This is a genomic window from Pseudomonas sp. CJQ_9, from assembly GCF_043106615.1.
GTDB classification, from domain to species: Bacteria; Pseudomonadota; Gammaproteobacteria; order Pseudomonadales; family Pseudomonadaceae; genus Aquipseudomonas; species Aquipseudomonas juntendi.
Genome location: NZ_JBICMS010000031.1, coordinates 1 through 22,674, shown reverse-complemented (window position 1 = coordinate 22,674; position 22,674 = coordinate 1). Strand labels below are relative to the sequence as shown.

Here is a 22,674-nt window from a genome sequence, read left to right as displayed (position 1 = left end):
GGAGCGGGCATGCCCGCGAAACCGCCACCGCGGTACATGGCACCGGCTGCGCCGGTGTTCGCGGGCACGCCCGCTCCCACAGGTACAGCATGAGCCTCGAGGGTTACGGATCATCTTCAGGAGCGGGTTTACCCGCGAACGGCTCGACGGTAATCTGTACGGCTTGCCCACAGATTACCCGCCATGTTCTATCTGCTTGCCTATATCAGCAGCGTAGTGCTGATCAACTACGCTTTCTCCAGTGCTCCGCACCTGGACATCATCTGGTCCGCCTGGGGCGGCCTGGTGTTCATCCTGCGCGACATGGTGCAAACCCGCTTCGGCCACGGCGCCCTGGTCGCCATGCTGGGGGCGCTGGTGCTGTCGTATGTGACCTCGGAGCCGGCCATCGCCCTGGCCAGCGCCACCGCGTTCTTCATATCCGAACTGATCGACTGGCTGGTGTTCAGCGTCACCCGGCGGCCACTGCGTGACCGCCTGTGGTTGAGTTCGGCGTTGAGCATTCCGGTGGACACCTTCATCTTCTTCGGCATGATCGGTGCCTTGGCCCCGGCTGTGGTCGGCACGGCCATGGCCTCCAAGTTCACCGGTGTCACCGCGGTGTGGCTGGCCATGGCATTTCGCGCCCGGCGGGCTGCTGCGGCCAGCTGATGGTGTAGAATAGTGGTCCTTTTTCAGCGGGTCGCGCCAAGCCGGGTGCGGCCCCGGATGCCTTCGAGGACCTGAAATGACCCGTATCGGAACCCCCTTGTCGCCTACTGCGACCCGTGTATTGCTGTGCGGCTGTGGCGAGCTGGGCAAGGAAGTGGTGATCGAGCTGCAGCGCCTGGGCGTCGAAGTGATCGCCGTCGACCGCTATGCCAATGCCCCGGCCATGCAGGTTGCGCACCGCAGCCACGTGGTCAACATGCTCGATGGCGTGGCCTTGCGTGCCGTGATCGAGGCCGAGAAGCCGCACTACATCGTTCCGGAAATCGAAGCCATCGCCACCGCCACCCTGGTCGAGCTGGAAAACGAAGGCTTCAACGTGGTGCCCACCGCCCGCGCGACCCAGCTGACCATGAACCGCGAAGGTATCCGCCGCCTGGCCGCCGAAGAGCTGGAGTTGCCAACTTCGCCGTACCATTTCGCCGACACCTACGAAGACTTCGCCAAAGGCGTGGCCGATGTAGGCTACCCGTGCGTGGTCAAGCCGGTCATGAGCTCGTCGGGCAAGGGCCAGAGCCTGCTGCGCAGCGACGCCGACCTGCAGAAGGCCTGGGACTATGCCCAGGAAGGCGGCCGCGCCGGCAAGGGCCGCGTGATCGTCGAGGGCTTCATCGACTTCGACTACGAAATCACCCTGCTGACCGTGCGTCATGTAGGGGGCACCACCTTCCTCGAACCGGTCGGCCACCGCCAGGAGAAGGGCGACTACCAGGAGTCCTGGCAGCCCCAGGCCATGAGCGAGAAAGCATTGGCCGAGTCGCAGCGCGTGGCCAAGGCGGTCACCGATGCGCTGGGCGGCCGGGGCCTGTTTGGCGTGGAGCTATTCGTGAAAGGCGACCAGGTGTGGTTCAGCGAAGTCTCGCCGCGCCCGCATGACACCGGCCTTGTGACCCTGATTTCCCAGGACCTGTCGCAGTTCGCCCTGCACGCCCGTGCCATTCTCGGGCTGCCGATTCCGGTGGTGCGCCAGTTCGGCCCTTCGGCCTCGGCGGTGATCTTGCCGCAGGGGCAGTCGCAGCAGACCAGCTTCGCCGACCTGGGTGCAGCCTTGAGCGAGCCGGATACTGCCATCCGCCTGTTCGGCAAGCCGGAAATCAACGGTACCCGCCGCATGGGTGTGTGCCTGGCGCGCGACGAGTCGGTTGAAGCGGCGCGGGCCAAGGCGACCCGCGCTTCGCAGGCTGTCAAGGTCGAGTTCTAAGCTGGAAGCTTCAAGCTTCAAGCTTCAAGCTTCAAGCTGCAAGAGAATGCGCGTCGCTTGCAGCTTGTAGCTTGTAGCTTGTAGCTTGTAGCTTGTAGCTTGCAGCTTGAGACTCACAGCTGTGTATTGCGGGTCTCTTTCAGGCACAGCACAGCGATCAAGCTGATCACTGCGGCTGCCGACACGTAGCCCCCCACCCAGCTCAAACCGCCCATGCTCACCAGCTTCTGGGCGAAGAACGGGGCCGCCGAGGCGCCGACAATCCCACCCAGGTTATACGCCGCCGAAGCGCCGGTGTATCGCACATGGGTTGGGAACAGCTCCGGTAGCAAAGCCCCCATCGGTGCAAAGGTCACGCCCATCAGGAACAGCTCGATGGCCAGGAACAGTGCCACGCCGGCGGTAGAGCCCGAGGTCAGCAAAGGCTCCATGGTAAAGCCCGACGCCACCGCCAGCAGGCCGCCGACGATCAGCACCGGCTTGCGCCCGTAGCGGTCGCTGAGCCAGGCCGACAGCGGCGTCGCAAGCGCCATGAATACCACTGCAAAGCACAGCAGGCCGAGGAACGTCTCCCGGCTGTACCCCAGCGTGGTCACGCCGTAACTCAGCGAGAACACGGTCGAGATATAGAACAGCGCATAGCACACCACCATGGCGGCAGCGCCCAGCAGGGTAGGGCGCCAGTGCCTGGCGAACAGGTCGACCACCGGCATTTTCACCCGCTCATGGCGGGCAACAGCCTTGGCGAACACGGGGCTTTCCTCCAGCTTCAGGCGCACATACAGGCCTACCAGCACCAGGGCGGCGCTGAGCAGGAACGGGATACGCCAGCCCCACTCACGGAACTGCTCGTCGCTCAGGGTCAGGGCCAGGGTCAGAAACAGGCCATTGGCCGCCAGGAAGCCGATCGATGGCCCCAATTGCGGAAACATGCCGAACCAGGCGCGCTTGCCCTCCGGGGCGTTTTCAGTAGCCAGCAGCGCCGCACCGCCCCATTCGCCGCCCAAGCCCAGGCCTTGGCCGAAACGCAGTAGGCAAAGGATGATCGGTGCCCATACACCGATGCTGTCGTAGCCCGGCAGCACGCCGATGGCCGTGGTAGACACACCCATCAGCAGCAACGAGGCGACCAGGGTCGATTTGCGGCCGATCCGGTCGCCAAAATGACCGAACAGTGCCGAGCCCAGCGGCCGGGCAAGAAAGGCAATGCCAAAGGTCAGGAAGGCCGCCAGCATCTGTGCGGCGCCCGAGCCGGAGGGGAAAAACACCGGGCCGATGACCAGGGCGGCCGCCGTGGCGTAAACGTAGAAGTCGTAGAACTCGATGGCGGTGCCAATGAAGCTGGCAGTGGCGACCCGCGCGGGCGAGTTGACCGGCGCCGCAGGGGCTTGGGCATACGTGCTGCTTGTCATTAAATAGGTCCCTAACAGTCTGGTCCGGCTCCATGGGCTTGGTCCACGACGGGTGCGCTGCAAAGGCAGGCACGGCGGCGCGGGCGCCGGAGCGTTTTGTTGTTGTGTGCGCCCGACTGACGATAGCCCAAGGGGGATAGGGGCGGGGGCGGGCACTGTTCAGGGTGTGGAAGCAGGACCGCGGGGCGTGTCAGTGGGGCGGACTGGCCGTGAAACGCCGGGTGCGGGTAGCAGGCGTGGCGGCGGGGCTGGGTAAGCGTGGGACGAGTATAGCTAGCGCGCCAGGGTCCACACCAGTACTTTGCTGGCACAATTGTCCTCGGTTTCGAGGATCTCCAGGCGATAGCGGCCGATCTTCAGGCAAACGGCACTTTCGGGAATGCTTTCCAGTGCTTCGGTCACCAGGCCGTTCAGGGTTTTCGGCCCGCCGTCGCAGGGCAGGTGCCAGCCAAGGCTGCGGTTGATTTCACGCAGCGAGGCAGTGCCGTCGATGACGAATGTGCCATCGGGCTGCGGATGCACGTGCGGGTTTTCCAGGCTCTGTTCGTCTTCGAACTCGCCGACGATTTCTTCGAGAATGTCTTCCAGGGTGACGATACCCAGGACTTCGCCGTACTCGTCCACCACCACACCCAGGCGCCGTTGCTGCTTATGGAAGTTCAGCAGCTGCATTTGCAGCGGTGTGCTTTCGGGCACGAAATACGGCTCGTAGCAGGCCCCGTGCAGCGCCTCCAAAGTCAACTCGGCCTTGAGCAGCAAATGGCTGATCAGCTTGGTGTTGAGGATCGCCTCAACCTGGTTGATGTCGTTGTGGTACACCGGCAGGCGGGTGTGGCGGCTGACGATCAGCTGTTCGATGATGCGCTCGATCGGCTCGTCGAGGTTAATGCCGTCCACTTCGCTGCGCGGCACCAGGATGTCATTGACGGTGACCTTGTCCAGCGCCTGCAGGCCGTCGAGCAGGCCGTGGCGGGGCGCTTCGTGGCGCTCATCATCATCCAGGTCGTCATCTTCCTGCGGGTGCAGGGGCACTGCGGCCGGTTGCGCGCGAAACGGGCGCAAGATCAGTTTGGCGCAGCCGTCGAGCAGGCAGGCGAACGGCTGCAGCAGCGTCAACGGCGCTTTCAGCAGGCTTATGCCAAGGCTGGCCAGTGCTTGCGGGTTGCGCCGCGCCAGGCGCCGCGGCAGAAACTCGGCAAACACCAGCAAGGCCACGGCAGCGGCCAGCCCGGCCAGCCAGAAGCCGTGTTCCCCGTCGTAGCGCTGCCCGATCAGGCACGCCAGCCCCAGGACCAGCAGTTTGCCAAGGCTGGCGCACAGCACCAGCGCCTGTGCGGGCAACGCTGGCTGGCCGTCATCGCCACTGCGTAGCGCGCCAGTGAGTTGCAGGCGCGCAACGTCCACAGCAGTGAACAGCGCTGCCCAGAGCAGCGCCAATGCCAGCGTGACCAGTAGCGGTGCGTACGGCAGGGTGTCCATGGGTGGCCGTCAGATATGCAGAATGAATTCGCGAACCAGCTTGCTGCCGAAATAGGCCAGCATCAGCAGGCAGAAACCGGCCAGCGTCCAGCGAATGGCCTTGTGGCCGCGCCAACCCAGGCGGGTTCGCCCCCACAGCAGCACGCTGAACACGACCCAGGCAACGCAGGCCAGCAAGGTCTTGTGCACCAGGTGCTGGGCGAACAGGTTTTCGAGGAACAGCCAGCCGGAGATCAGCGACAGCGACAGCAGGCACCAGCCGGCCCAGAGGAAGCCGAACAACAGGCTTTCCATGGTTTGCAGCGGCGGGAAGTTGCGGATCAGCCCCGACGGGTGCTTGTTCTTCAACTGGTGGTCCTGCAGTAGCAGTAGCAGCGACTGGAACACGGCAATGGTGAATAGCCCATAGGCCAGGATCGACAACAGGATGTGCGCAAGAATGCCCGGCTCTTCGTCGATCAGTGGCACCGTGCCGGGTGGCGCGAACTGCGCCAGCAAGGCCGTTACCGCGCCCAGCGGGAACAGCAGCACCAGCAGGTTTTCCACCGGTATGCGCAGGCAGGCGAGCAGGGTCAGGGCAATCACTGCCACGGCGATCAGGCTGGCTGCGCTGAAGAAGTCCAGGCTCAGGCCCAGTGGGGTGATCAGCTGAAAGAACAGTGCGCCGGCCTGGGCCAGCACCGCAACGGCACCGAGCAGGCCAAGCAGGCGCTTGTCGGCCTTGCGGCCTTGGGCGAGGTATGAGCCCTGGTAGATGGCCGCTGCTATATAAAGGCCGGCGGCGATCAGGTTGGGAACGAGGCTGGGTGAGGAGAACATAAGTCCTGATTGGCGAGCCTTAAAGAGACGGAGTTTGGCATAGTGAGCTGCAAGCTGGAAGCTGCAAGCTTTAAGCTGCAAGCTTTAAGCGGCAAGCTTCAAGAAAAAGCAGCCATCCCGCGCCTCGGCTCTTGCTTGTAGCTTGTAGCTTGTAGCTTGTAGCTTGTAGCTTGTAGCTTGTAGCTTGCCGCTTGCCGCTTGCCGCTCGGAAGCCAAGGTGGGCGCCGCCGCCGCACTTCGCTATAATCGCCGCCTTGCTGTGCCTGGCGGGTATGCTTTTCCCTGCAGGCGCCTGACAAACCTCGGCTTTACTGGGCCTGAAAGGATCACCATGTTCGAAAACCTGACCGACCGCCTGTCACAGACGCTGCGCCACGTCACCGGCAAGGCCAAGCTGACTGAAGACAACATCAAGGATACGCTGCGCGAAGTGCGCATGGCCCTGCTCGAGGCCGACGTCGCCCTGCCGGTGGTCAAGGATTTCGTCAACAGCGTCAAGGACCGTGCGGTCGGCACCGAGGTGTCGCGCAGCCTCACCCCTGGCCAGGCGTTCGTCAAGATCGTGCAGGCCGAGCTGGAAAGCCTCATGGGCGCGGCCAACGAAGACCTGGCGCTCAATGCCGCCCCGCCTGCCGTGGTACTGATGGCCGGTTTGCAGGGTGCCGGCAAGACCACCACCGCTGGCAAGCTGGCGCGCTTCCTCAAGGAGCGCAAGAAAAAGAGCGTGATGGTGGTGTCCGCCGACGTCTATCGCCCAGCGGCGATCAAGCAGCTGGAAACCCTGGCCAACGACATCGGTGTCACCTTCTTCCCGTCCGACATCAGCCAGAAGCCGGTGGCCATTGCCGAAGCGGCCATCCGCGAAGCCAAGCTCAAGTTCATCGACGTGGTCATCGTCGACACCGCCGGCCGCCTGCACATCGATGCCGACATGATGGCCGAGATCAAGGCGCTGCACGCTGCGGTCAAGCCGATCGAAACCCTGTTCGTGGTCGACGCCATGACCGGCCAGGACGCCGCCAACACCGCCAAGGCCTTTGGCGAGGCGCTGCCGCTGACCGGCGTGGTATTGACCAAGGTCGACGGTGACGCCCGTGGCGGTGCTGCGCTGTCGGTGCGTGCCATCACCGGCAAGCCGATCAAGTTCATCGGTATGGGTGAAAAAACCGAGGCCCTCGAGCCGTTCCACCCCGACCGCGTGGCCTCGCGCATCCTGGGCATGGGCGATGTGCTCAGCCTGATCGAGCAGGCCGAGCAGACCATCGACAAGGCCAAGGCCGACAAGCTGGCCAAGAAGCTGAAGAAGGGCAAGGGCTTCGACCTCGAAGACTTCCGCGACCAGCTGCAGCAAATGAAGAACATGGGCGGCCTGGGTGGCCTGATGGACAAGCTGCCGAGCATCGGCGGGGTCAACCTGTCGCAGATGGGCAACGCCCAGGGCGCGGCCGAGAAGCAGTTCAAGCAGATGGAAGCGATCATCAACTCCATGACCCCGGCCGAGCGCCGCGACCCTGACCTGATCAGCGGTTCGCGCAAGCGCCGTATCGCGCTGGGTTCCGGTACCCAGGTGCAGGACATCGGCCGGCTGATCAAGCAGCACAAGCAGATGCAGAAGATGATGAAGAAGTTCTCTGCCAAGGGCGGCATGGCCAAGATGATGCGCGGCCTGGGCGGTATGCTCCCGGGCGGCGGCATGCCCAAGCTGTAACACGTATTCCGGGTGCCTGCCTTTCGTCGGGCAGGCGCCCAGAATCCCCGCCATGGCGGGGCAACGGCCGCGAATTTCGCGGCGCAACCGGCAAATCTGGACGGCGGGGCGGTGCCTTGCCGAAAAAGTCATTTGCAAATGTCCGTGTATTCCCCGAGAATATGCGGCCTTTTGGGCACCCGTGTGCCTATTTGGCATTCAGATTTGCAGTAAAAACTGCAACACCGACTATAGGAACGATGTTCACATGGTAACCATTCGTCTGGCCCGTGGCGGCTCGAAAAAGCGCCCATTCTACCACCTGACCGTGACCAACTCGCGTAACGCCCGTGACGGCCGTTTCGTTGAGCGCGTTGGCTTCTTCAACCCGATCGCATCGGGCGCCGAAGTCAAGCTGTCGGTCAACCAGGAGCGCGTCACCTACTGGCTGAGCCAGGGCGCACAGCCGTCTGAGCGCGTTGCTCAGCTGCTGAAGGACGCTGCCAAGGCCGCTGCCTGAAACGTATGAACGCGACGCCAGAAAAGGCTGACGACCTCATCGTCGTTGGCAAGATTTTTTCGGTTCACGGCGTTCGCGGCGAGGTGAAGGTGTATTCCTTTACCGATCCGATTGAAAACCTGTTGGATTATCCGCGCTGGACGCTTCGGCACGAAGGCAAGGTAAAGCAGGTCGAGCTGGTCAGCGGTCGTGGCTCCCAAAAGGGCCTGGTCGTGAAACTGAAAGGCCTCGATGATCGTGATGAAGCCCGGCTTCTGAGCGGTTACGAAATCTGCATTGCGCGGAGCCTTTTGCCCAACCTGGCTGCCGACGAGTACTACTGGTACCAGTTGGTGGGTCTGAAGGTCATCAACCAGGACGAACACCTGTTCGGCAAGGTCGATCACCTGTTGGAGACTGGCGCGAACGATGTAATGGTGGTCAAGCCCTGTGCGGGCAGCCTGGATGATCGCGAGCGGCTGTTGCCCTATACGGAGCAGTGCGTGCTGGCAATCGACCTGGAAGCAGGCACGATGCGGGTTGAGTGGGACGCGGATTTCTAAACGATGGGTAACCTTCGCGTAGATGTCATTACGTTGTTCCCCGAGATGTTCTCGGCCATCACGGAGTACGGCATTACCAGCCGCGCGGTGAAACAAGGGTTGCTTCAGGTGACTTGCTGGAACCCGCGGGACTACACCACAGATCGTCACCATACGGTAGATGATCGGCCGTTTGGCGGTGGTCCGGGCATGGTGATGAAAATCAAGCCTCTGGAAGATGCACTGGTTAGCGCCAGGCAAGCAACCGGAGCTGCGGCGAAGGTGATCTACCTTTCGCCACAAGGCCGCAAGCTAACTCAGCAAGCGGTCAAAGGCCTGGCCGAACAGGAGTCGTTGATCCTGATCGCCGGTCGTTATGAGGGCATCGACGAGCGCTTTATCGAGGCTCATGTCGATGAGGAGTGGTCGATTGGTGACTATGTGCTTTCCGGTGGCGAGCTGCCGGCCATGGTACTGATCGATGCGGTTACGCGGCTGCTGCCCGGAGCTTTAGGGCATGTGGACTCGGCGGAAGAGGATTCCTTTACCGACGGTCTGCTTGATTGCCCGCATTACACCCGGCCTGAGGTGTATGCGGATCAGCGTGTTCCCGACGTGTTGCTAAGTGGCAACCATGCACACATCCGGCGTTGGAGGATGAAGCAGTCCCTTGGTAGGACCTTCGAACGACGCGCCGATCTTCTGGAAAGTCGCTCGCTTTCTGGAGAAGAGAAGAAGCTGCTCGAGGAATATCTCCGCGAGCGGGACGATAGTTAAACGTATCGATGGTGGATCGCGTATCCATCTTAGGAGCACAGCATGACCAACAAGATCATCCAGCAGCTCGAAGCCGAGCAGATGAGCAAGGAAATCCCGACCTTCGCACCAGGCGACACCGTTGTCGTTCAGGTTAAAGTGAAGGAAGGTGAGCGTTCCCGTCTGCAGGCGTTTGAAGGCGTCGTTATCGCCAAGCGTAACCGCGGTCTGAACAGCGCCTTCACCGTGCGCAAGATCTCCAGCGGCGTTGGTGTAGAACGTACCTTCCAGACCTACAGCCCGCAAATCGATAGCCTGGCCGTGAAACGTCGTGGTGACGTGCGTAAAGCCAAGCTGTACTACCTGCGCGACCTGTCCGGCAAAGCCGCTCGCATCAAGGAAAAACTGTCCTGAGTACAGTTTGCCCGGTGGCCGAGGCCGCCTAGCGAGAGAAAAGCAGCCTTCGGGCTGCTTTTTTGCTTTTTCAACCTTCAGAAGATCGAATTGCGATGACTACCCGAGACCAGGAAATTCAGCGCCGCACCGAGCTGTCGGTTACCCGCGTGACCAAGGCGGTGTTCCCCAACACCACCAACCACCACAACACCCTGTTCGGCGGTACCGCGCTGGCCTGGATGGACGAGGTGTCGTTCATCGCCGCCACGCGCTTCTGCCGCCTGCCGCTGGTGACCGTGTCCACCGACCGCATCGACTTCAAGCACCCGATCCCGGCGGGCTCGATCGTCGAGTTGGTGGGCACGGTGATCAAGGTCGGCAACACCAGTTTGCAGGTGCAAGTGGATGTGTTCGTAGAAAACATGTACCTGGACGGCCGTGAGCGTGCGATCCACGGGGTGTTCAGCTTTGTCGCGATCGACGAGGACAAGCGCCCGGTGCCGGTTTTGCCCCAGGCCTGAGTTCTCCTGCGCTAGCCCTTCCGCCGGCGCGCCCGCTTCTACAAGCCATGCAAAGCATTCAAAGCCTGTGCAGGCCCTGTGGGAGCGGGCGCGCCCGCGAAGAGGCCGGTACAGACAACCCCCAGGCTGCTGTGAAACACTAGCCCCATCTCCAACACCCAGCAGCCCTGAATGCCCGCCCTAGACCACCCCCTGATCGACCAGTTCCTCGACGCCCTGTGGCTCGAGAAAGGCCTGTCCGATAACACCCGCGTGTCCTACCGCAGTGACCTGGCCCTGTTCAACGGCTGGCTGCATGAGCGCTCCGTGGCGCTGCCCGACGCTGGCCGCGACCTGATTCTCGACCACCTGGCCTGGCGCCTGGAGCAAGGCTACAAGCCGCGCTCGACAGCACGTTTCATCTCCGGCCTGCGCGGCTTCTTCCGTTACCTGTTGCGGGAAAAGCTGGTGGCCATCGACCCGACCCTGCAGGTCGACATGCCGCAACTGGGCAAGCCTTTGCCCAAGTCGCTGTCGGAAGCTGACGTCGAAGCCTTGCTGCAGGCCCCGGACCTGGGCGAGGCCATCGGTCAGCGTGACCGCGCCATGCTCGAAGTGCTGTACGCTTGTGGTCTGCGCGTCACCGAACTGGTCAGCCTGGCCCTCGACCAGGTCAACCTGCGTCAGGGCGTGCTGCGGGTCATGGGCAAAGGCAGCAAAGAGCGCCTGGTTCCCATGGGCGAAGAAGCCGTGGTATGGCTGGAGCGCTACCTGCGCGATGGCCGTGCCGAACTGCTCAATGGCCGCCCTAGTGATGTGCTGTTCCCCAGCCTTCGCGGCGAGCAGATGACCCGCCAGACCTTCTGGCACCGCATCAAGCACCATGCCCGTGTGGCCGGTATCGACAAGCCGTTGTCCCCGCATACGCTGCGCCATGCGTTTGCCACCCATTTGCTCAACCATGGCGCCGACCTGCGCGTGGTGCAGATGCTGTTGGGCCACAGCGACCTGTCGACCACGCAGATCTACACCCATGTGGCCAAGGCTCGCCTGCAACAGTTGCACGCCCAGCACCACCCGCGTGGATGAATGTTTTTCATGTTCCGCCGACCGGTCCTTGCCAGGCCCTTCACCAGCAGCGTGATGTGGTAGGCTTGGGCGGTTTGCACCAAGGGCCGCACGCTCACCGCTCTTTTTCGCCGGTGGCGCCCTCCGGTCCCTGTCCGCCTTCAGGAGTTCCCATGCGCGTGACCCAGTTTTTCGCCGCCGCCGCGTTGGCGCTGGCCAGTACCTTTGCGCTTGCCGCGGCAACCGACAGCAATCCCGGTGCCGAGCAGGCCATCCGTAAATCACTGCAAAACCTTGAGCTGGAAGTACCCGTGGAAAGCGTGGCCAGCAGCCCGCTGAACGGCCTGTACGAAGTCAAGCTGCAGGGCGGCCGGGTGCTCTACGCCAGCGCCGATGGCCAGTTCGTGATGCAGGGGTATCTGTTCCAGATCCAGAACGGCAAGCCGGTCAACCTTACCGAAAAAACCGAACGCCAAGGCGTTGCCAAGCTCATCAACGGCATTCCAGCCGCCGAGATGGTGGTTTATCCTGCCAAGGGCGAAACCAAGTCGCATATCACTGTTTTCACCGACACCACTTGCCCGTACTGCCACAAGCTGCACGCCGAAGTGCCTGAACTGAACCGCCGCGGTATCGAAGTGCGCTATGTCGCCTTCCCGCGCCAGGGCCTCGGTTCGCCGGGTGACCAGCAATTGCAGGCGGTGTGGTGCTCCAGCGACCGCCGCGCGGCGATGGACAAAATGGTCGAAGGCGAGGAAATCAAGGCGGCCAAGTGCGCCAACCCGGTCGGCAAGCAGTTCCAGCTGGGCCAGTCGATCGGTGTCAACGGCACGCCGGCCATCGTGCTGGAAAGCGGCCAGGTCATTCCGGGCTACCAGCCGGCACCACAGGTCGCCAAGCTGGCACTGGCCAAGTAATCCAATTCAGTACGCCGTCGTCATGGGGTGACGGCATGTTTCACGGTCGGCAAGGTGCCGGCCGTTCAATGGGGAGTTCACAGTGAAACCGGTCAAAGTAGGCATCTGTGGGTTGGGGACCGTCGGTGGCGGAACCTTCAATGTACTTCAGCGCAACGCCGAGGAGATTGCCCGTCGTGCCGGGCGCGGTATTGAAGTGGCACAGATCGCCATGCGCTCGCAGAACCCGAACTGCCAGATTACCGGTACCCCCATTACCGCTGATGTGTTCGACGTTGCGAGCAACCCCGAGATCGACATCGTCATCGAGCTGATTGGCGGCTACACCATTGCCCGCGACCTGGTGCTCAAGGCCATCGAGAACGGCAAGCACGTGGTCACCGCCAACAAGGCGCTGATCGCCGTGCACGGCAACGAAATCTTTGCTAAGGCCCGCGAAAAAGGCGTGATCGTCGCCTTCGAAGCGGCCGTGGCCGGCGGTATCCCGGTGATCAAGGCCATTCGTGAAGGCCTGTCAGCCAACCGCATCAACTGGCTGGCCGGCATCATCAACGGTACCGGCAACTTCATCCTCACCGAAATGCGCGAGAAGGGCCGGGCCTTCCCCGACGTGCTAGCCGAAGCCCAGGCGCTGGGCTACGCCGAAGCCGACCCTACCTTCGACGTCGAAGGCATCGATGCTGCGCACAAGCTGACCATCCTCGCCTCCATCGCGTTCGGTATTCCGCTGCAGTTCGACAAGGCCTACACCGAAGGCATCACCCAGCTGACCACCGCTGACGTGAACTACGCCGAGGCCCTCGGCTACCGCATCAAGCACCTGGGCGTGGCTCGGCGCACCGCTGAAGGCATCGAGTTGCGCGTGCACCCGACCTTGATCCCTGCCGACCGCCTGATCGCCAACGTCAACGGCGTGATGAACGCCGTGATGGTCAACGGTGACGCCGCCGGTTCGACCCTGTATTACGGTGCCGGTGCCGGCATGGAGCCAACCGCCTCGTCGGTGGTTGGCGACCTGGTCGACGTGGTTCGTGCCATGACCTCCGACCCGGAAAACCGCGTACCGCACCTGGCCTTCCAGCCCGATTCGCTGTCGGCCCACCCGATCCTGCCGATCGAAGCCTGCGAGAGCGCCTACTACCTGCGTATCCAGGCCAAGGATCACCCAGGCGTGCTGGCCCAGGTCGCCAGCATCCTTTCCGAGCGTGGTATCAACATCGAGTCGATCATGCAGAAGGAAGCCGAGGAACAGGACGGCCTGGTACCGATGATCCTGGTCACCCACGGTGTGGTCGAGCAGCGCATCAATGACGCCATCGTCGCCCTGGAAGCCCTGCAGGACGTGGTCGGCAAGGTTGTGCGCATTCGCGTCGAGCAGCTCAACTAAGCGGCAAGCCTCAAGCTGCAAGGTGCAAGTGAGGGCAGTGCAGTTTTGAGGCTTCGAACAGAGTAAATTCGCGGCAACAGCGAGATGCAGAGCACAAGAGCAAGGCCAGCCGGCTTTTCTTGTAGCTTGCCGCTCGCAGCTTGCCGCTCAAATCAAAGGTTTGCACCCATGCGCTATATCAGTACCCGCGGCCAGGCACCGGCCCTGAATTTCGAAGACGTGCTGCTGGCTGGCCTGGCCAGTGACGGCGGCCTGTATGTGCCGGAAAACCTGCCACGTTTCACCCAGGAAGAAATCGCTTCGTGGGCCGGCCTGCCGTACCACGAACTGGCCTTCCGGGTCATGCGCCCGTTCGTTGAAGGCAGCATCGCCGACGCCGACTTCAAGAAGATCCTCGAAGAAACCTACGGCGAGTTCGCCCACGCAGCGGTGGCCCCGCTGCGCCAGCTGAACAGCAACGAATGGGTACTCGAGCTGTTCCACGGCCCAACCCTGGCGTTCAAGGACTTTGCCTTGCAACTGCTCGGGCGCCTGCTCGACCACGTGCTGGCCAAGCGCAACGAGCGCGTGGTGATCATCGGCGCCACCAGTGGTGACACCGGCTCCGCGGCCATCGAAGGCTGCCGCCGTTGCGACAACGTCGACATCTTCATCCTGCACCCGCACCAGCGCGTGTCGGAAGTACAGCGCCGGCAGATGACCACCATTTTCGGTGACAACATCCACAACATCGCCATCGAAGGCAACTTCGACGATTGCCAGGAAATGGTCAAGGCCAGCTTCGCCGACCAGTCGTTCCTCAAGGGCACCCGCCTGGTGGCCGTGAACTCGATCAACTGGGCGCGCATCATGGCCCAGATCGTCTACTACTTCCATGCCGCCCTGCAGTTGGGTGGGCCGTCGCGTTCCGTGGCGTTCTCGGTGCCGACCGGCAACTTTGGCGACATTTTTGCCGGCTACCTGGCGCGCAACATGGGCCTGCCGGTCAGCCAGCTGATCGTCGCCACCAACCGCAACGACATCCTGCACCGCTTCATGAGCGGCAACCAGTACGTCAAGGAAACCCTGCACGCTACCTTGTCGCCGTCGATGGACATCATGGTGTCGTCCAACTTCGAGCGCCTGCTGTTCGACCTGCACGGCCGCAACGGTGGCGCCATTGCCGAACTGATGGCCAACTTCAAGCAGGGTGGCGGCTTCAGCGTCGAGCAGGACCGCTGGACCGAAGCCCGCAAGCTGTTCGATTCGTTGGCCGTCAGCGACGAGCAGACTTGCGAAACCATCGCCGAGGTGTTCGCCGCCACGGGCGAGGTCCTCGACCCGCACACCGCGATCGGCGTCAAGGCCGCCCGTGAGTGCCGCCGCAGCCTGGACACGCCGATGGTGGTGCTGGGTACCGCGCACCCGGTCAAGTTCCCTGAAGCGGTAGAAAAGGCCGGTGTGGGCAAGGCACTCGAGCTGCCGGCGCACCTCAGCGACCTGTTCAGCCGTGAAGAGCGTTGCACGGTACTGGCCAATGACCTGAAAGCGGTACAGGGCTTTGTCAGCCAGCATGGCAACCGCGGCAAGCCATTGTAATGGGTGTGCCTGGGGCTGCTGCGCAGCCCCATCGCGATACAAGCCCGCTCCTGCAGGCGACCGCGTTGGCTTTAGCTGACGCGGTATAGCCAGTTCCCGCAGCTTAATCAGAATCATCCTATTCAGGCGGCATTCACCAGCGCCTAAATTAGCCGGTCCTCCCATCAGGAGCGGCTCATGCACCAGACCGTCGTGTTGATTCATCAAGCACGCCCATCGCACCAGATCCTGCTGCACCAGGCCCTCAACGCCCAAGGCGTGTTCGCTGTGCGCATCAGCGCGACCACGGCTGAACTGGATGCCGGCCTTGGCGCCGAACGCCGCCCGGATCTGCTGATCCTCGACCATGCCATGCCAACCAGGGCCGGCCGTGCCTTGCTTGCCCGGCCGCCCCAGGCCCGTGCCCTGTTGTTCGTCGGCCAGCCTGCGCCGCAGCGTTTCGACCTGGCCCAAGAGGCGCGCAAGCAAGGCCTATGGGTACTCGCCGAGCTGCCCTGGCCGTTGTCGATGCCGCGCCTGCAGCGCGCCCTGCAAACGCTGCAGCCACGCCTCTAGCGCGGGCATTCGGTCAACAGCCACAGCATGGCGAACTTTCCGCTGTTCGCGCGGGTCAGTTGCTCTATATCCCACCACGCAGCGAGTGAACCGGATGGAAAGAATCTGCAGCCTGCTCAACGATGCACTGAGCCCTTATCAGACCCACCTCGGCGTTGCCGATGCCAACGGTAATCGCCAGCTCACGGTTCAAGGCGGCCTCACAGGGGTGACCTTGCAGCGTACTGTCAGCGAGCGCCAGTTACAGGAACACCGGCTGTTGATCGACCTGGTGGACGGTTTGCACCGTGACCTGCAGATCGCCGAAGGGCGGTTGCAGCCTTGCGTGATCGCTGCGCTGCAACAACGCCAGCAACCGCAGGGAACCTTTGCCTAAAGGATTCATCTGACACAGTAGGGGCAGCCAGCCAGCGCTTTGCTCCGGCGTTGGCAAAGCTGCCACGGGAAGTCCTCAAGGGCTTTCGCTTGACCCCGGGCGTCCTTCCCCAGCGCCCGGGGTTTCTTTTTTCTGGGTTCTCTACCGGCCCTGTCGCCGCGGACTCAATTCGTAAGCGCGACGCGGCCTGTGTGGGAGCGGGCGTGCCAGCGAACACCGGCGTAGCCGGTGCCAGCCACCGCGCTGGATTTTTCGCGGGCATGCCCGCTCCCACAAAGTCCCTGCTAGATCAATAAGTGATGCATTGCCTATAACGGCTAGTTTGCCGGCGATAGGGCCGGTGCAGGCGTTTAATGTGCTTCAAAGAACCGCTGGCTTTCTTCCAGGTAGTTCTTGCGCGAGATCGGATCCAGCCAGTGGGCATACAGCCCAGGCAGCACGTCCCGTCGCAACGCAGGCAGCAACTGGTCGATATGCGCCACTGCAGCGCGCCCCAGTTCGCTGTCCGAGCACCCCACGTGCAGAAACTGGTAGCGCTCCACCCCCTGCACTGGATAGAACTGATAATCGGCCAGCGCGGCGCCTTGCTGCTGGATCAGGTAACGCACCTCAGGCCAGTAGCCGAGCACCAGGCGCAGGCGCCCCAACTGCTGCATCTGCAGCAGGTTGGCGGTGGCTTCGTTACCGTAATGGCGGCTGAGCGCAGTGTCTGGCAGCTGATGCAGAATGCTGTCGATCTGCACGCCATAACTGCGTTCGGCAACGACTCCCAGTTTCAGTGCGGTGTTGCTCAGCACGCCATGCAGGTCCACCTGCTGGCCGTGCAGATAGAGGCGCAGCAGTGCCTGGTTTTCCTTGCGGACCACCAGGCCGCCACTGAGCACGCCCAGGAAGGGCAGGGAGAACCGCACATATTCCTCACGTTGGGGTGTCCACAGCAGCGTCGGGTCGCAGGTGAAGGTGTTGCGGTCCTGCAGCATCTGGATTCCGCGGGCACGGTTGACGCGCTGGATGATGTGATCGTACTCGGGCATCTGCGCAATCAACAGGGGCAGCAGTTGGTCGATCACCCCTCGGCCTTGCTCCGGGCCGTCGAAAATGGTGAATGGCGGCAGGTCACGCACCAGCCAGGTCAGGCGCTCCTTGGCACTGGCAGGGTGCACCAGCAATGCGGCCATCAGCCCGCAAAGCAGGACCACCGGGCGTAGGTGGCGGGCGGCGCGCATGCGGCCGGGCTGCGCCTGGTTCAGACCGTGCCTGCGGCGCGCAGGCTGGCGATGGCTGCCGCGTCATAGCCAAGGCTGGCCAGCAGTGCCTCGGTGTGCTCGCCCAGGGCCGGACCTACCCATTCGCTGGAACCTGGGGTTTCCGACAGCTTGGGCACGATGCCAGGCATCTTGAATGGTTTGCCGTCGGGCAGCTTGGCCTGGAGGAACATTTCCCGTGCCAGGTACTGCGGGTCGCTGAACATGTCCTCGGCGGAGTAGATCCGGCTGGCCGGGACCTCGGCGGCGGTCAGCACCTGCATCAGCGTGTCCAGCGGCAGGCTGTTGGCCCAGCGGTCGATCACCCCGTACAGTTCATCACGGCGAAGGTCACGGCCATCGTTGCTGGCCAGGCCTGGGTCGTCGGCCAGGTCGGCACGCCCGATGGCCTGCATGAAGCGCTTGAAGATCGCATCGCCGTTGGCGCCGATCTGTACATGCTTGCCGTCGGCGCTGGTGTGGATGGAGGAGGGGGTAATGCCGGGCATGATGTTGCCGGTGCGTTCACGGATAAAACCGAATACATCGAATTCCGGGACCATGCTTTCCATCATGGCGAAGATGGCTTCGTACAGCGCGACGTCCACCACCTGGCCCTGGCCGCCGTTGACCTCCCTGTGGCGCAGCGCCATCAGCGCACCGATAACGCCCCACAAGGCGGCGATCGAGTCGCCGATCGAAATGCCGGTGCGCACCGGCGGCCGGTCGTCGAAGCCGGTGATGTAGCGCAGGCCGCCCATCGACTCGCCTACGGCACCAAAACCTGGTTGGTCCTTCATCGGCCCGGTCTGGCCAAAGCCCGACAGGCGCACCATGACCAGCCCCGGGTTGAGCGCATGCAGCACATCCCAGCCCAGGCCAAGTTTTTCGAGCACGCCCGGGCGGAAATTCTCGATCAGGATATCGGCGTCGGACAGCAGCCTTTGCAATACCTCACGGCCTTCGGGGTGCTTCAGGTTGAGGGTCAGCGACTTTTTGTTGCGCGCCTGCACGAACCACCACAGGGAGGTGCCTTCGTACAGCTTGCGCCACTTGCGCAGCGGGTCGCCGCCATCGGGCGATTCGACCTTGACCACCTCAGCACCGAATTCGGCGCAGATGCGAGAGGCGAATGGCCCGGCGATCAGTGTGCCGAGTTCGACAACTTTGAGGCCGGCGAGGGGTTTGCTGGGCGTCGACATGAGGCATCCGTGGCAGTTGGGCAGAGCGGTGGTTTTATCACACGGCGGTTTCGCCGGGTACTGCTGCGGCGCATGGCGAGTGCGGATGGGTTAGACTGTGCGACTTTTCTTTTGCACGAAGCCCGTCGACCATGGCCCAGCCGTCCACCACCTACAAGTTCGAACTGAATCTCACCGATCTTGACCGTAACGTCTACGAAAGCGTCAAGCAGACCATCGCGCGCCACCCCTCGGAAACCGAAGAGCGCATGGCGGTGCGGTTGTTGGCCTACGCGCTCTGGTACAACGAGAACCTGTCGTTCGGCCGTGGCCTGTCGGATGTGGATGAGCCGGCACTGTGGGAAAAGAGCCTGGACGACCGCGTGCTGCACTGGATCGAAGTGGGCCAACCCGATGCCGAGCGCCTGACCTGGTGCTCGCGGCGCACCGAACGCACCAGCCTGCTGGCCTATGGCAGCCTGCGCGTGTGGGAAGGCAAGGTGGTCAGCGCGGTCAGGAACCTCAAGAACCTGAACATCGCCGCAGTGCCGCAGGAGGTGCTGGAAACCCTGGCCGCCGACATGCCGCGCGCCATCAAGTGGGATGTGATGATCAGCGAAGGTACGGTCTTCGTCACCGACGACCGTGGCCAGCACGAAGTGCAACTGCAGTGGTTACTGGGTGAGCGTGGCTGAAGCAACCCATGCGTATCGAACCTCGCCCCCTGCCTGCGCCCCTGCCTTTTCTGGGTAACCTGCCACCCTTGCTCACCCGTTTGTATGCCGCACGCGGCGTGCTAAGCGAGGCCGAGCTGGACAAAAGCCTTGCGCGGCTGTTGCCCTACCAGCAGCTCAAGGGCATCGAGGCCGGCGTCGACCTGCTGGTCGCTGCCATAGACCAGCGCCAGCGCATTCTCATTGTCGGCGACTTCGACGCCGACGGTGCCACCGCAAGTACGGTTGGGGTGCTGGGCTTGCGTTTGCTGGGGGCTGCCCATGTCGACTACCTTGTGCCCAACCGTTTTGAATACGGTTACGGCCTGACCCCGGAAATCGTCGAAGTTGCCCTGCAGCGCCAGCCGCAGTTGCTGATTACCGTGGACAACGGCATTTCCAGTGTCGACGGGGTGGCCGCTGCCAAGGCCGCTGGGCTGAAAGTGCTGGTGACCGACCATCACCTGCCGGGCGAACAGCTGCCCGATGCCGACGCCATCATCAACCCCAACCAGCCGGGTTGCAGCTTCCCGAGCAAGGCATTGGCCGGGGTCGGGGTCATCTTCTATGTGCTGATGGCCCTGCGCGCGCGGTTGCGCAGCCTGGGCCGCTACGCGACACAACCCCAGCCAAACATCGGTGAACTGCTCGACCTGGTCGCCCTGGGCAGTGTGGCCGATGTGGTGCCGCTGGATGCCAACAACCGCATCCTGGTGCACCAGGGCCTGGAGCGCATCCGTGCCGGCCGTGCCCGCCCGGGCTTGAAGGCCATTCTTGAGGTGGCCCGCCGCGATCACCGGCGCATCACCTCCACCGACCTGGGTTTCATTCTTGGCCCACGCCTGAATGCTGCCGGGCGCCTGGACGACATGAGCCTGGGCATCGAATGCCTGCTGTGCGAAGACCCGGCGCTGGCCCAGGACATGGCGCAGCAGCTGGATGACCTGAACCAGGACCGCAAGTCCATCGAGCAAGGCATGCAGCGCGAGGCGTTGGCCCAGCTCAAGGACCTGCCGGTCGAGTCGATGCCTTACGGCTTGTGCCTGTTCGATGCCGACTGGCACCAGGGCGTGATCGGTATCCTGGCGTCGCGGCTGAAGGAGCGTTACCACCGGCCGACCATTGCCTTCGCCGATGCGGGCGCTGGCATGCTGAAGGGCTCGGCGCGTTCTGTGCCAGGGTTCCATATTCGCGATGCGCTGGATGCCGTGGCGGCGCGCCACCCGCAATTGATCAGCAAGTTCGGCGGCCACGCCATGGCCGCTGGCTTGTCGTTGCCAGAGGGAAATTTCGCGGCCTTTGCCGAAGCCTTCGACGAAGAGGTACGGCGCCAGCTGCGTGAAGACGACCTGACCGGGCGCTTGCTGTCCGATGGCAGCCTGGCGGTGGAAGAATTCCACCTCGATCTGGCCAAGGCGCTACGCAATGCCGGGCCATGGGGCCAGCATTTCCCTGAGCCGCTGTTTCATGGCGTGTTCCAATTGGTGGAGCAGCGCGTGGTGGGCGAACGGCACTTGAAAGTGGTACTGAAGAGCGAGTGTGGCTCGGTGCGGCTGGATGGCATTGCCTTCGGCATCGACCGTGAAATATGGCCGAACCCGACGGTGCGCTGGGTCGAGTTGGCGTACAAGCTGGATGTGAACGAGTTTCGTGGCAATGAAAGTGTGCAGTTGATGATTGCCCACATGGAGCCGCGTTGACCGCAATCCTGAGGTGCGCCCCATGAAGGCGGCAGCGGCTGGCCACAGGTGTCTGTGAACAACTTGCCCAAAATCCCATGGAACCTTCCCCCCAGACATTCTGGTCTAGTCTGAAGTATGACCGGACCCAGGCCAGGGACGTGCTATTGAGTGTCCGGGCCGGATCACCATTGGAGTTCTTGGGAGGTGCCCTCATGAGCCTGCTGCTCGAGCCTTACACCCTGCGTCAACTGACGTTGCCCAACCGCATCGCCGTTTCGCCGATGTGCCAGTATTCTGCAGTCGATGGCCTGGCCAACGACTGGCACCTCGTTCACCTGGGCAGCCGCGCCGTGGGTGGCGCGGGCCTGGTGATCACCGAGGCCGTGGCGGTTACCGCCGATGGCCGCATCACCGCCGAAGACCTTGGGTTGTGGGAGGACGCACAGATCGCCCCGCTGCAACGCATCACCCGCTTCATCACCGCCCAGGGCGCCGTGCCCGGCATCCAGCTGGCGCACGCCGGGCGCAAGGCCAGCACCTACCGCCCCTGGCTGGGCAAGCACGGCAGCGTCAAACCCGAGGAGGGTGGCTGGCAGCCGGTGGGGCCCTCGAAGATTGCCTTCGACCCGCAACATACAGCGCCACGCGAGCTGACCCCGGGCGATATCCAGGAGGTGGTCGGTGCCTTCGTTGCCTCAGCCGAGCGCGCGTTGCAGGCCGGCTTCAAAGTGCTCGAGGTTCACGCCGCCCATGGCTACCTGCTGCACCAGTTCCTGTCACCGCTGAGCAACCAGCGGCGTGACGAATACGGCAGTTGCTTCGAAAACCGCATCCGCCTGACCCTGCAAGTGGTGGAAGCGGTGCGCAAGGTATGGCCTGCCGAATTGCCCCTGTTCGTGCGGGTATCGGCAACCGATTGGGTGGAAGACGGCTGGAACCCGGATGAAACCGTCGAACTGGCCCGGCGCCTGCGTAACCTGGGCGTCGATTTGATCGACGTGTCCTCTGGCGGCACTTCGGTAAACGCCGAAATACCTACCGGCCCCGGCTACCAGACCCGTTTCGCCGAGCGCGTGCGCAAAGAGTCTGAAATTGCCACCGGCACCGTGGGCATGATCACCGAACCGGCGCAAGCCGAGCATATCCTGCGTACCGGCCAGGCCGACCTCATCTTCCTTGCCCGCGAACTGCTGCGCGACCCTTACTGGCCGCTGCATGCCGACGACGACCTGGGCGGTAACAAGGCCACCTGGCCGGCGCAGTACCAGCGCGCTACCAGCCGGGCCAACCCGATTCATGAGTCGGATCTGCGCGACTGATTCTGAAGGAGCGGCCTTGTGTGGCGAAAGGGCCGCGCAGCGGCCCCAGGGCCTCAGTCTAACCACGAAAAATACCTGGGGCACTGCGCGCCCAATTCGCGACTGAAGACCGCTCCTACAGCAGGCGGGGTGGCCGGTAGCCCTGCGGGGCCGGGCCGGCATCATTGATCGATGTAGGAGCGGGTTCACCCGCGAATACGGTGGTGCCGGCAACGCACAATACCTGGCAGAAATCGGCTAGCAGGCCCGGTCCTTTCGCGGGTAAACCCGCTCCTACAACGGGCTGGGGTGGCCGGCAGCCCTGCGGGGCCGGGCCGGCATCATCGATCGATGTAGGAGCGGGTTCACCCGCGAATACGGTGGCGCCGGCAATGCACAATGCCTGGCAGAAATCGGTCCGCAGGCCCGGCCCTTTCGCGGGTAAACCCGCTCCTACAACGGGCTGGGGTGGCCGGTAGTTTTGCGGGGTTGGGCCGGCATTGTCGATCGATGTCGGGGCGGGTTCACCCGCGAATACGGTGGTGCCGACAATGCACAATGCCTGGCAGAAATCGGTCCGCAGGGCCGGCCCTTTCGCGGGTGAACCCGCTCCTACAACGGGCGGGGGCGGCTGGTAGTTCTGCGGGGCCGGGCCGGCATTATCGATCGATGTCGG

At 63.1% G+C, this 22,674-nt stretch carries 22 protein-coding genes; 17 read left to right on the top strand and 5 right to left on the bottom strand.

The window, feature by feature from the left end:
• Positions 1-183 precede the first annotated feature (183 nt).
• Together ACF8SD_RS05250 and purT are read left to right on the top strand one after the other, a co-directional pair.
• Positions 184-651, top strand: coding sequence for a VUT family protein (locus ACF8SD_RS05250; protein WP_173887739.1), 468 nt, complete (start codon positions 184-186; stop codon positions 649-651).
• A 76-nt stretch (positions 652-727) separates the two neighbouring features.
• Positions 728-1,909, top strand: coding sequence for a formate-dependent phosphoribosylglycinamide formyltransferase (gene purT, locus ACF8SD_RS05245; protein ID WP_173887740.1), 1,182 nt, complete (start codon positions 728-730; stop codon positions 1,907-1,909).
• Between the two features lie 113 nt (positions 1,910-2,022).
• Here purT and ACF8SD_RS05240 read toward each other — a convergent pair whose 3' ends face one another.
• From ACF8SD_RS05240 to ACF8SD_RS05230, 3 genes are all read right to left on the bottom strand, one after another.
• A complete protein-coding gene (locus ACF8SD_RS05240) occupies positions 2,023-3,321 on the bottom strand; it encodes an MFS transporter (protein WP_173887741.1) in 1,299 nt (432 codons plus the stop codon).
• Positions 3,322-3,594: 273 nt separating this feature from the next.
• Positions 3,595-4,800, bottom strand: coding sequence for a transporter associated domain-containing protein (locus ACF8SD_RS05235; protein WP_392483989.1), 1,206 nt, complete (start codon positions 4,798-4,800; stop codon positions 3,595-3,597).
• A 9-nt stretch (positions 4,801-4,809) separates the two neighbouring features.
• Positions 4,810-5,619 (bottom strand): inner membrane protein YpjD, encoded by an 810-nt coding sequence (locus ACF8SD_RS05230; RefSeq protein ID WP_392483988.1) that lies wholly within the window; start codon positions 5,617-5,619, stop codon positions 4,810-4,812.
• Between the two features lie 331 nt (positions 5,620-5,950).
• On the opposite strand from ACF8SD_RS05230, the gene ffh reads away from it, so the two are divergent.
• The 12 genes from ffh to ACF8SD_RS05170 all read left to right on the top strand — a co-directional run bounded on the left by ffh (position 5,951) and on the right by ACF8SD_RS05170 (position 15,880).
• Positions 5,951-7,327 carry a signal recognition particle protein gene (ffh, locus tag ACF8SD_RS05225; protein ID WP_009683441.1) on the top strand — a complete coding sequence of 459 codons (1,377 nt, stop codon included), beginning with the start codon at positions 5,951-5,953 and terminating at the stop codon, positions 7,325-7,327.
• A 247-nt stretch (positions 7,328-7,574) separates the two neighbouring features.
• Positions 7,575-7,826 (top strand): 30S ribosomal protein S16, encoded by a 252-nt coding sequence (rpsP, locus tag ACF8SD_RS05220; RefSeq protein WP_008094480.1) that lies wholly within the window; start codon positions 7,575-7,577, stop codon positions 7,824-7,826.
• Positions 7,827-7,831: 5 nt separating this feature from the next.
• Positions 7,832-8,368 (top strand): ribosome maturation factor RimM, encoded by a 537-nt coding sequence (rimM, locus tag ACF8SD_RS05215; protein ID WP_009683442.1) that lies wholly within the window; start codon positions 7,832-7,834, stop codon positions 8,366-8,368.
• A 3-nt stretch (positions 8,369-8,371) separates the two neighbouring features.
• Positions 8,372-9,124, top strand: coding sequence for a tRNA (guanosine(37)-N1)-methyltransferase TrmD (gene trmD / locus ACF8SD_RS05210; protein ID WP_003252146.1), 753 nt, complete (start codon positions 8,372-8,374; stop codon positions 9,122-9,124).
• A gap of 42 nt (positions 9,125-9,166) precedes the next feature.
• Positions 9,167-9,517: a 50S ribosomal protein L19 gene (rplS, locus tag ACF8SD_RS05205; RefSeq protein WP_003252148.1), complete on the top strand. Its 351-nt coding sequence runs from the start codon at positions 9,167-9,169 to the stop codon at positions 9,515-9,517.
• A 95-nt stretch (positions 9,518-9,612) separates the two neighbouring features.
• Positions 9,613-10,020 carry an acyl-CoA thioesterase gene (locus tag ACF8SD_RS05200; protein WP_009683444.1) on the top strand — a complete coding sequence of 136 codons (408 nt, stop codon included), beginning with the start codon at positions 9,613-9,615 and terminating at the stop codon, positions 10,018-10,020.
• Positions 10,021-10,191: 171 nt separating this feature from the next.
• Entirely contained in the window at positions 10,192-11,088 is an 897-nt protein-coding gene (xerD, locus tag ACF8SD_RS05195; protein ID WP_173887744.1) for a site-specific tyrosine recombinase XerD, read from the top strand.
• A 152-nt stretch (positions 11,089-11,240) separates the two neighbouring features.
• Positions 11,241-11,984, top strand: coding sequence for a DsbC family protein (locus tag ACF8SD_RS05190; RefSeq protein ID WP_392483987.1), 744 nt, complete (start codon positions 11,241-11,243; stop codon positions 11,982-11,984).
• 82 nt (positions 11,985-12,066) lie between these two features.
• Entirely contained in the window at positions 12,067-13,371 is a 1,305-nt protein-coding gene (locus ACF8SD_RS05185) for a homoserine dehydrogenase (RefSeq protein ID WP_009683447.1), read from the top strand.
• Between the two features lie 168 nt (positions 13,372-13,539).
• On the top strand, positions 13,540-14,949 hold the full coding sequence (gene thrC / locus ACF8SD_RS05180) for a threonine synthase (RefSeq protein ID WP_392483986.1): 1,410 nt from the start codon (positions 13,540-13,542) through the stop codon (positions 14,947-14,949).
• Between the two features lie 177 nt (positions 14,950-15,126).
• Positions 15,127-15,504, top strand: a complete 378-nt coding sequence (locus ACF8SD_RS05175) for a response regulator transcription factor (RefSeq protein WP_173887745.1) — start codon at positions 15,127-15,129, stop codon at positions 15,502-15,504.
• 94 nt (positions 15,505-15,598) lie between these two features.
• A complete protein-coding gene (locus ACF8SD_RS05170; protein ID WP_009683450.1) occupies positions 15,599-15,880 on the top strand; it encodes a DUF3509 domain-containing protein in 282 nt (93 codons plus the stop codon).
• Between the two features lie 350 nt (positions 15,881-16,230).
• On the opposite strand, the gene ACF8SD_RS05165 is transcribed toward ACF8SD_RS05170, so the two are convergent.
• A complete protein-coding gene (locus tag ACF8SD_RS05165) occupies positions 16,231-17,106 on the bottom strand; it encodes a TIGR02285 family protein (RefSeq protein ID WP_173887746.1) in 876 nt (291 codons plus the stop codon).
• Positions 17,107-17,126: 20 nt separating this feature from the next.
• A complete protein-coding gene (locus tag ACF8SD_RS05160; protein ID WP_173887747.1) occupies positions 17,127-18,326 on the bottom strand; it encodes a CaiB/BaiF CoA-transferase family protein in 1,200 nt (399 codons plus the stop codon).
• A 131-nt stretch (positions 18,327-18,457) separates the two neighbouring features.
• On the opposite strand from ACF8SD_RS05160, the gene ACF8SD_RS05155 reads away from it, so the two are divergent.
• The 3 genes from ACF8SD_RS05155 (at position 18,458) to ACF8SD_RS05145 (ending at position 22,019) form a co-directional block, all read left to right on the top strand.
• Positions 18,458-19,000, top strand: a complete 543-nt coding sequence (locus ACF8SD_RS05155; protein WP_173887748.1) for a YaeQ family protein — start codon at positions 18,458-18,460, stop codon at positions 18,998-19,000.
• 8 nt (positions 19,001-19,008) lie between these two features.
• Entirely contained in the window at positions 19,009-20,718 is a 1,710-nt protein-coding gene (recJ, locus tag ACF8SD_RS05150) for a single-stranded-DNA-specific exonuclease RecJ (protein WP_173887749.1), read from the top strand.
• 194 nt (positions 20,719-20,912) lie between these two features.
• Entirely contained in the window at positions 20,913-22,019 is a 1,107-nt protein-coding gene (locus tag ACF8SD_RS05145; RefSeq protein WP_173887750.1) for an NADH:flavin oxidoreductase/NADH oxidase, read from the top strand.
• The last annotated feature ends 655 nt before the right edge of the window (positions 22,020-22,674 follow it).